This window comes from Nocardioides sp. (assembly GCF_047607185.1).
Lineage (GTDB): Bacteria > Actinomycetota > Actinomycetes > Propionibacteriales > Nocardioidaceae > Nocardioides.
This window is the reverse complement of record NZ_JASGDQ010000001.1, coordinates 25,931-35,146: the sequence shown is the minus strand read 5'-3', so window position 1 is coordinate 35,146 and position 9,216 is coordinate 25,931. Positions and strand designations below refer to the sequence as shown.

The window sequence follows — 9,216 nt, the reverse complement described above, 5'->3', positions numbered from 1 at the left end:
GAGGCGCACCTGGTGCGCCTCACACTCCGGACTCTTCTGCTTTCCCTAGGCTCCTGCGCCGAGCATCAGGTCGGCGGCCCGCTCCGCGATCATCGCGGTGGGGGCGTTGGTGTTGCCGGTCGGCACGGCGGGCATCACCGAGGCGTCCACCACGCTGAGCGACTCCAGCCCGATCACGTCCAGTCGGGGTGTCACCACGGCGTCGTCGTCGACACCCATCCGGCAGGTGCCGACCTGGTGGTGGTAGGTGTTGACGGCGCGCCGCACCCAGCCGGCCACCGCCTCGTCGGAGTCGTCGACGCCCGGGCCGGGAAGCACCTCGTAGGCGCCCCACTCCTCCGCGAGCGGCCCCACCTGGCCGACGGCGCGGCACTGGCGCACCGAGGCGACCAGCGCGCGCAGGTCCGCCTCGTCGGTGAAGAGGCCGAAGTCGATCAGCGGGGCCTCCTGCGGGTCCCGGCTCGCGATGGTCAGGGTGCCGGTGCTGTGCGGCCGGATCAGGCCGGCGTGCAGGGTGAACCCGCTGGCGGGGCCGGTCATCTCCTCGTCGTAGTAGAACGGGATGGCGAAGTTGATCGGCTGCGTGTCCGGCACCGGCAGGGCCGGGTCGGAGCGCCAGAACCAGTGCGTCATCGCGACCGGCTGGAAGGGCTGCGGTGGCGCGATCTCCCGCTTGCCGGTGCCGAAGATGACCGGCACCAGGAAGTGGTCCTGCAGGTTCCGGCCGACGCCGGGCAGGTCCAGCACGACCGGGATTCCCAGCGCCTCCAGGTCCGCGGCCGGCCCGACGCCGCTGCGCAGCAGCACCGGCGGCGAGGCCAGTGCGCCCAGAGCGAGCACGACCCGGTCGGCCCGCAGCGTCTCGCGGCGGCCCTCTCGCACCACGTGGGCGCCGAGCACGCGGCCCTCGACGATCTCGAGGGAGTCGACCAGCGTGTCGGTCAGCAGGCTCAGTCCCGGATGGTCGAGGACCGGGCGCATGTACGCCGCCCAGGTGGAGAGCCGACGGCCGTCGCGGATGCCGAGCTGCATCCGCGAGACCCCGTCCTGCTCGCCGTCGTTGTAGTCGTCGTTGCGGGCCAGGCCGTAGGCGACGGCGGACTCCAAGATGGCGTCCTGGATCGGGCTGAGCTCGGGCTGGACCCGATCCATGAAGCCCTCTCCGCTGACCGGGTCGCGCTCGATCCGGTCGAAGAGCGGCCGCACGCTGTCCCAGTCCCAGCCGGTGTTGCCGGCCGCCGCCCAGCCGTCGTAGTCCTCGGCGGCACAGCGCACCCAGATGGTGCCGTTGAGCTGCCCGGAGCCGCCCACGACCCGGCCGCGTGGCACCTGGATGCGGCGGCCCAGCGCGCCGGCCTGCGGGGTGGAGTACCACCCCCAGTTCTCGGGGCCGGCCCACAGCTCGCCGACCCGGGAGAGGTCGTGGATGGCCGGGTTGGTGTCCATCCCGCCCGCCTCGACCAGGGTCACGCTCAGGCCCGCGTCGAGCAGGCGGCGCGTCAGCACCGATCCCGCCGTGCCGGCCCCCAACACCAGGACGTCACTCACCGCTGTTCCTCCTCTGTTGCCAACACGATGTCGAACCGGGCCCGCGACCAGCTGCCGTCGACCACTCGCCCGTCCGGGGTCGGGGTTCCGGCGGGCTGGGTCACGAAGTCCTTCACCAGCGACTCCTTGACGCCGAAGACGCTGTCGCGGTCGAGCAGGTCGTCGCCGCGGACGAAGATGTGGGTGACCAGCCGGCGGCATCGCGGGGCGGTCACCATGAAGTGCAGGTGCGCGGCGCGCAGCGGGGAGCGTCCCACCGCCTCGAGCAGGCCGCCCACGGGCCCGTCGGCCGGGATCGGGTACGGCGTCGGGGTGATGCCCCACAGCGCGTACCGGCCCTCCGCGTCGCTGAACAGGTGGGCGCGCGCCGCGGTCCGGCCGTCGTCGTACTGGACGTCGTAGAAGCCGTCGTCATCCGCCTCCCAGACCTCGATCCGGGCGCCCGGCACCGGCCGGCCGGTGGTGTCGGTGACGGTGCCCTCGACCCAGCACGGCTGACCGGTCGCGCCGTTCGCGATGTCGCCGCCGATCGAGATCTCGGGGCTGTCCTCGACGAAGAACGGGCCGAACACGGTCGCCTCGGTCGCGCTTCCGACCGCCTCGTTGTTGATCGCGATGGTCTGCATGGAGGCGCCGAGCACGTCGGAGAGCAGGATGAACTCCTGGCGCCGGTCGTCGGTGATGTGACCGGCTGCGGTCAGGAAGGCGATGGCGGCCTCCCATTCCTGCTCGGTCAGCCTGACCTCGCGCAGGAACGCGTGCAGGTGGCGCGTCAGCGACCGCATCACCGTCGCGAGCCGCGGATCGGCGCAGCCGTCGAAGGAGCGCAGCACCCGCTCCACCAACTCCTCCTCACGTCGTTGCTGCTCGGCCGAGACCGGGGCGTCAGTGGTCACAGGGGGCTCCTTCCCAGGCGGCGCGCAGCAGCGCGGCGAGGTTGTCGGGAGTGACCGGCGCGGGGTTGCTCGCCGGGATCGCGTCCAGGATCGGTGGGATCGCTCTCCGGATGCCGTCCTCGGGCATGCCGAGGTCGCGCAGCGCGACGGGGGCGCGCACGGACCGGCACAGCGTGGCCAGCCCGGCCACGGCGGTGGCCGCGCCCAGGGCCTGCGCGATCCGCTGCTCGGCCTCGGCCGCGGCCGGGGCGTTGAATCCGAGGACGTGGGGCAGCACGACGGCATGGGTCGGCGCGTGCGGCAGGTCGAACATCCCGCCGAGGACGTGACAGATCTTGTGGTGCATTCCCGAGCCGGCCGAGGCGAAGGCCACCGCGGCGAGGTAGCCGCCGTAGAGGGTCTGCTCGATGTCGGCGACGGCGCTCCCCGCCCCGGCGATGCCGGGCAGTCCCGCCGCCACCGCGCGGATTCCCTCCGCCGCCAGCGCCCGGTCGATCGGGTCGGCCCGAGGCCCCCACATCGCGTCGATGCCGTGGGCCAGCGCGTTCAGGCCGCTGGCCACCGCCAGCTCGGCGGGCAGTCCGGCGAGCAGGGTGGCGTCGTAGACGACGGTGCGCGGCAGCACCACCGGGTCGGCGCCGGTGGTCTTGGCGTCCCCGGCGGTCAGGCCCCAGACATCGGTCGCCTCCGAGCCGGCGTAGGTCGTCGGGACGGCGAGGATCGGCAGTCGGCTGGTCAGTGCGACCGCCTTCGCCAGGCCGGTCGCCGAGCCACCGCCCACGCTGACCAGGACCTCGGCCCGAGCCGAGACCGCGGCCTCCCGGGCCCGCTCGGCGAGGGCGAGCGGCACATGCCGCACCACCTCAGTATGGTGATGGACCACCTCCAGGCTCGCGGCGATCCCGGCCGCCAGCGCGTCCTCCCGGCGGGAGGCGATCAGCATGATCCTGCTGCCCATCGCGCCGGCCTCCTCGAGGATCGCCGGCAGCGCGGCAGCGCGGGCGAAGACGACCCGTTGAGCTCGGCTGTCGTGGACGAACCTCACGGCCGCAAGAGCACCGACGCGCTCGGATAGTCGCTGGCGAAGTTGTCGGGCAGCGGCACGATGAAGACATTCTCCGTGCGCGTCCGCGACATCTTCCAGGCGCCGTCGACCTTGCGGAACAGGTTGTTGAGGCGGCTGCCCCGGATCAGGCCGGTGCCGTCGGCGTAGAGCCAGGGCTGGAAGTGGATCCACTGTCCGTCGGCGTTGATCCCGTCGGCGTGGACGTGGATCTGCTCCGAGGTCAGGTAGTGCGCGTTGAGCAGCAGCTCGGGGTCCTGCTGCTCGGGCCAGAACCGGTTGAAGTGGGCCCTGATCTCGTCCTTGCCCACGGCTTGCCCGAACTGGTTGTCGTAGTACTCCCCCACGCCCTCCCAGGTGGCGTCCTCGGTGTAGAGGTCCAGGATCAGCTCGATCCGCTCCTGGTTGTCCTTGACGCCGTACTCCGGGTTCGGGGTGTCGCACAGGAACATGTAACGGGCCTGCACCCGCCGGATCTCCGCCTCCGCCTCCAGGACCTCGAGCCGGGCGGTCAGCGCGGCGAAGCTCTCGGCAGTTACCTCGGACATGGTGTCTCCTCTCGCGAGACTGGGTGGTGGTCAGTACAGCTCGATGAGGAGCTTGTCGGTCTTGGCACGCGAGACGCACAGTGCCATCTGGTCGCCGGCCGCCTTGTCCGAGGCGGACAGACAGTGGTCGCGGTGGTCCGGGACACCCTCGAGCACACCCGAGACGCAGGACCCGCAGATGCCCTCCTCGCAGGACTTGAAGACCTCGATCCCGTTCTCCTCCAGGACGGAGAGGATCGAGCGGTCGGCGGGGATCTCGAAGACCTCGCCGGTGTCCAGCTCAACGGTGAAGGCGGTGTCGGCCTCGGTCGTGGTCTCGGCGCTCGCGGCAAAGTGCTCGATGTGCACCCGGTCGGCACCGACCACGGCGCCCAGCAGCTGGCTGACCTGGTCCATGAAGGGAGCCGGACCGCAGGTGTAGACATGGCTGCGGTCGGTCAGCTCTCCGGCGACGCCGGCCAGGATCCGGCCCTGCTCCTCGATCGAGACGCCGAAGTAGAGGTGCACCCAGTCGCGGAACTCGGCACGCTGCTCCAGCAGCTCCCGGAAGGCCATCTCCTGCTCCGAGCGGGCGAAGTAGTGCAGCTCGAAGGTCTCACCCCGGCTGTAGAGGTCGTAGGCCATCGCCAGCAGCGGGGTCACGCCGACGCCGCCGGCCACCAGGACATGGCGGTCGGCGTCCTCGGCGATCGCCAGCAGGTTGCGCGGCTTGCCGATGCGCAGGTGGTCCCCGACGGCGACCGTGTGCAGAGCGGTGGAGCCGCCCCGGGAGTCGGGCTCGCGCTTGACCGCGATCACGATGGTGTCGTTGTCGTGCGGCGAGCTGGCCAGCGAGTACTGCCGGAGCACCCCGGTCGGCCCCACGACGTCGATGTGAGCACCCGCCTCGAAGGGCGTGAAGGGCGCCCCGTCGAGCTTCTCCAGCCGCAGCGTGCGGATGTCCTTGGTCTCCTCGACGATCTCGGCGACCCGGACGACAAGGTGGTCGGTCATAGCATCCTCCTCAGCACTACCGCGGGTAGAGGCCGCCGTTGGCGTCCCAGGTCGCGCCGGTCACCGAGGCCGCCTCCGGGGAGGCGAGCAGGGCGACCATCTCGGCGATGAACGGCATACTGCCGAGGCGTCCCACCGGGATGGCCTTGGTGGACTCCTCGAGGCGGTCGCCGAGGACACGGCGCACCGTGGGGCTGTCGAGCGGACCCGGCGAGACCGCGTTGACGGTCACGCCGTACGACGCCAGGTCGCGCGCGAAGACCTTGGTGGCCGCGATGATCGCTCCCTTGGAGGAGGCGTAGTGGCCGCCGGTGGCGGTGCCGCCGTTCTGGCCGGCCAGCGAGGCCATGTTGACGATCCGGCCGTAGCCGCGCTCAGCCATCGCCGCGCCGAAGACCTGGCAGGCGTAGAAGGTCCCGTTGAAGTTGACCCGCATCACGGCGTCGAGCTCCTCGGGCGAGATCCGCAGCACCGGCGTGGCCATCGTGCGGGCCGCGTTGTTGACCAGGACGTCGACCGGGCCGAGGTCGGCGACCACGTCGTCGTACAGCGCCGCCAGCGCCGCCTTGTCGCTCACGTCGACGGCGTACCCGCGGGCCGGGGGGCCGGCCGCCGCCAGCTCCTCGGCGACCGTACGGGCCGCGTCGGCATCGACGTCCACCACCGCCACCGCGTGGCCACCGGCGTGCAGCCGGCGCACGATGACCTCGCCGAGACCGGCGCCGGCCCCGGTGACGACGGCGATCCGCTCGCTCACCGTGCCCGAGCGCTCGCTCGCAAGCTCGCTCACAGGAGGAATCCCGTCGAGGCGACGATGTCGTCGGCGTTGACCAGGCGGATCACCTTGCGCACGATGCGGTCCTCGGCCGGGCCCGCCCCGAGCCTGATCCGGTAGTCGAGGTCGGCGGCCCACAGCTCGTGGCTGCCGCGCTTGTAGGCGACCAGGACCTGGCCGGCCCGCAGGGTCACCTCGTCGTCGCCGACCTCGGCCGGGACGATCCGCGAGACGGTGCGGACGGTGGCGGCCGCGTCGACCGCCGCGAGTGCGTAGCCCTCGGTCATCCGGGTCACCCGCATCGCCCGCAGCCGGGCGTCGTCGTAGACCATGTTGAGGCTGTTCTCGAAGTCCTCGGTGGTGGTGTCGACCGGGATCACGTAGTAGGCGTCCTCGGCGTAGAGGTCCGCCCAGGCGTGGTAGTCCTTGCGGTCGAGGAGCTCGGCCTCGCGCCAGATCAGCTCGACCGCGCGCACCACCCGGGCGTCGGTGAGCGAGACGGCTGCCAGGGTCTCAGGCATTGCTCATCATCCTCTTCCACATCCGGTACGCCGCGCGCATCCCGGTCTCGTCGGTGCTGTGGGCGGTGGGCCAGCCCTCGGGCGCGACCACCTCACGCTTGAGGCCGCGGTTGACCATGATCGGCATCTCGGGGGCGGCCTGGGCACCGCGCTGCACCCGGTCCCAGCCCTCGGAGTCGTCGGGGGTGCCGAAGCCGAACGGGCCCTGGAAGTGCTCGTGGATGCGGAGCCGCTCACGGATCACCGGCCCGGCGATCTCCGGGGGCGCGTCGGGACCGAGCGCGATGTGCTCGATGACGGTCTCGTCGACGCTGACCGGGCGCAGCACCCGGAAGAACGCCGAGGAGAGGCTCACATTCGGGAACAGGTTGAGATTGGAGCCGGTGCCGTGCATCGACCGCACGAGCCGGCGGATGGTGGCCTCGTCGGCGCCGGCCGCCTCGAGCTCGGCGACCAGCGGAGCGAATCGGGGCTGCAGCGGCTCGGTGCCGTCGTCGGCATCGAGGTCCATGTGCTCGGGGACCATGTGCATGACGCTGTGGCCGTTGCCGAGGTCCTGGACCGTCGACTCGGGATCGGTCATGAAGGCGAGCATGTCGGCGGTCTCGGCGTCGACCGAGGCCATCCAGGAGCGGTGCACGATCGGGAAGTGATAGCCGTCGGTGGTGTTCTCCAGCTGGATCTTCCAGTTGCCGTGGAACTTGAACCGGTGCGTGCCGATGACCTTGATCGGGTAGCCGCCGCCCTGCTTCAAGAAGCGGTCGGCCCAGGGCCGGACGTCGCCGAGGAAGTCCTCCAGCGGCTCGATGTCGTCGTCGAGGGTGGCGAAGATGAGGCCGGCGTAGGACTCCGTGCGCAGCTTCTTCAGGCTCATCTGGCTCTTGTCCATCACCCCCTCGTACCCCTCGGGGTAGGGGATGCCGCGCAGCTGGCCGTCCAGGCCGTAGGACCAGGCGTGGTAGGGGCAGGTGAAGCCGTTGGCCTGGCCGGAGCGCTGCTCGCACAGGCTGGCGCCGCGGTGCCGGCAGCGGTTCACCAGGGTGTGGATGTTGCCCTTGCGGTCGCGGGTGACGATGACCGGCGTCCGCCCGACATAGGTCGACTTGAAGCTGCCGGCCCGCGGCAGCTCGGACTCGTGGGCGACCCAGATCCAGGTCTTCTCGAAGATATTGGCCATCTCCAGCTCGAAGATGTCCGGATCGGTGTAGATCCGCCCGGCGACCCGGTCCTCCTGGACCAGGTCCGCCGGTGCCAGCTCGTGGATGGTCGCGGCCTCGAAGCCGAACGTCGGGTCAGTCGTCATCGCTTCTCTCCAGGTGATGGCTGGTCGTTTCGGGGTCGAGTCAGTAGGAACGCGGGGTGAGGGCACGACCGATCCGGGCCTCGACCTTGGTGTACTTCCAGAGCTTGAAGCCGCTCTGGCCGACCTCGATGGTGCGCAGCAGGTTGCAGGCCGCCTTCACGGTTGCCTGGGTGTCGACCTCGGCGAGGACGTAGAACGTCCAGGGCCAGCCGTCCGAGGGCCCGACCATGTGCGAGTCGTCGTCGATGTCGGCAATGTAGTCGACGCCTGGCATCGTCTTGATGCCGTCGAGCAGCGCCACGGTGGCCTGCCAGACGTCGGCCGTGCTCACCCCGTCGGCGGGCAGGTCGAAGAAGTTCTGGTTGATGCCGAAGCAGAAGAGCACGCGCAGCGAGGTGTCGCTCATGTCGTCGTTCTCCCTCTCACATGAATCCGGGGACGGTCGGCGGCTGCCGCATCAGCACCGCACCACCGGCGTCGAACATCGAGGGGCCCAGGAAGGCGTGCTGCTGCGGCACCAGTACGTCGCGCTGGAGCCATTGCAGCGGATGGCCGTTGTAGATCGTGCCGGTGCCGGAGAGGTAGACCACCGTGGCGACCGCCTCGGCGGCGATCCGGGCGATATTGCTCGAGCTCATCCGGAGGTGGGCGATCTGGGTCGCGCTCACCGGGTCGCCGGCCAGCACCGTGGTCCAGGCATCCTCGGTGGCCTCGTAGAAATAGGCCCGCGCCGAGCGCAGCATCACCTCGGCCTCGGCGACCCCGATGCGGTAGTAGGCGCGGTCGACCAGCTTGGGCGCGCCGGTCACGCCGGTGCGGCCGGCACCGGTCTCGATCGCGAAGTCCAGCGCCGCGCGGGCCACGCCCGCGCCCACGACGGCCAGCACCTGGGCGGCGTACGCGATCGCGGGGTAGCGGTAGAGCGGCTCGTCGACGGTGGGCTCACCACCGCGGATGAACGTCCACTCCCTCGGTACGACGACGTTGTCCACCTTGAGGTCGAAGGACCCGGTCGCGCGCATCCCGGAGACGTCCCAGTCCTGCACGATCTCGACCTGCTCGGGGCGCAGCAGCGCCAGCCGGGGCTTGCCGGCCGAGTTGTCGTCGCCGGGCAGCCCGACGCCGAGGATGTCGGCTCCCATCGAGCCGGAGGCGAACTTCCACTGGCCGTTGACCAGGTAGCCCCCCTCCGTCAAGGGCGCCGGCTGGACGGGGAAGTTGCCGCCCGCGAAGACCACGTCCGGCGAGTCTCGGTAGAGCTCCTTCTGCGTCTCCAGCGGCAGCGCGGCGAGGTAGACCAGCGAGCTGCCGAAGCTGGACACCCAACCGGCCGAGCCGTCCACCGCCGAGATCCGCTCGACCAGCGCGAGGAACTCCGCCGGCGGCAGCGGGTTGCCCCCGAACATCGCCGGTGTCGAGGCACGGTAGACGCCGCACTGCTTGAGCCGGGCGACGAAGTCACGGGGGATATAGCCCTGCTCGCGGAACTCGGCGCGGCGCTGAGCAAGCTCGGCGAGGACGTCGTCGAGTATCGCGGCGTCCTCGAGATGACCCTGAGCCATGTGGGGT

Annotated in this window: 10 protein-coding genes; all 10 read right to left on the bottom strand. The window is 70.9% G+C overall.

Annotated elements, in window-relative coordinates:
• Positions 1 to 45: 45 nt before the first annotated feature.
• Genes QM595_RS00195 through QM595_RS00150 form a run of 10 tightly spaced genes read right to left on the bottom strand, consistent with a single transcriptional unit; the run spans position 46 to position 9,209 of the window.
• The gene (locus QM595_RS00195; RefSeq protein ID WP_415169494.1) at positions 46 to 1,548 is read right to left on the bottom strand and encodes a GMC family oxidoreductase; all 1,503 of its coding nucleotides are present in this window, start codon (positions 1,546 to 1,548) and stop codon (positions 46 to 48) included.
• Positions 1,545 to 2,444, bottom strand: coding sequence for an intradiol ring-cleavage dioxygenase (locus QM595_RS00190; RefSeq protein ID WP_415169493.1), 900 nt, complete (start codon positions 2,442 to 2,444; stop codon positions 1,545 to 1,547). The genes QM595_RS00195 and QM595_RS00190 overlap by 4 nt, the downstream gene beginning before the upstream one ends.
• On the bottom strand, positions 2,434 to 3,489 hold the full coding sequence (locus QM595_RS00185; protein WP_415169492.1) for a maleylacetate reductase: 1,056 nt from the start codon (positions 3,487 to 3,489) through the stop codon (positions 2,434 to 2,436). The genes QM595_RS00190 and QM595_RS00185 overlap by 11 nt, the downstream gene beginning before the upstream one ends.
• Positions 3,486 to 4,055, bottom strand: coding sequence for a nuclear transport factor 2 family protein (locus tag QM595_RS00180; RefSeq protein ID WP_415169491.1), 570 nt, complete (start codon positions 4,053 to 4,055; stop codon positions 3,486 to 3,488). Before QM595_RS00180 ends, QM595_RS00185 begins: the two co-directional genes overlap by 4 nt.
• Before the next feature lie 30 nt (positions 4,056 to 4,085).
• Entirely contained in the window at positions 4,086 to 5,048 is a 963-nt protein-coding gene (locus QM595_RS00175) for a PDR/VanB family oxidoreductase (protein WP_415169490.1), read from the bottom strand.
• Between the two features lie 16 nt (positions 5,049 to 5,064).
• Positions 5,065 to 5,838 (bottom strand): SDR family NAD(P)-dependent oxidoreductase, encoded by a 774-nt coding sequence (locus tag QM595_RS00170; RefSeq protein ID WP_415169489.1) that lies wholly within the window; start codon positions 5,836 to 5,838, stop codon positions 5,065 to 5,067.
• Complete coding sequence (locus QM595_RS00165; RefSeq protein ID WP_415169488.1) at positions 5,835 to 6,344, bottom strand: aromatic-ring-hydroxylating dioxygenase subunit beta; 510 nt, start codon at positions 6,342 to 6,344, stop codon at positions 5,835 to 5,837. The genes QM595_RS00170 and QM595_RS00165 overlap by 4 nt, the downstream gene beginning before the upstream one ends.
• The gene (locus tag QM595_RS00160; protein WP_415169487.1) at positions 6,337 to 7,647 is read right to left on the bottom strand and encodes an aromatic ring-hydroxylating oxygenase subunit alpha; all 1,311 of its coding nucleotides are present in this window, start codon (positions 7,645 to 7,647) and stop codon (positions 6,337 to 6,339) included. The genes QM595_RS00165 and QM595_RS00160 overlap by 8 nt, the downstream gene beginning before the upstream one ends.
• 40 nt (positions 7,648 to 7,687) lie before the next feature.
• Positions 7,688 to 8,053 carry a hypothetical protein gene (locus QM595_RS00155; protein ID WP_415169486.1) on the bottom strand — a complete coding sequence of 122 codons (366 nt, stop codon included), beginning with the start codon at positions 8,051 to 8,053 and terminating at the stop codon, positions 7,688 to 7,690.
• Positions 8,054 to 8,069: 16 nt separating this feature from the next.
• Positions 8,070 to 9,209 (bottom strand): acyl-CoA dehydrogenase family protein, encoded by a 1,140-nt coding sequence (locus QM595_RS00150; protein WP_415169485.1) that lies wholly within the window; start codon positions 9,207 to 9,209, stop codon positions 8,070 to 8,072.
• Positions 9,210 to 9,216: the final 7 nt, after the last annotated feature.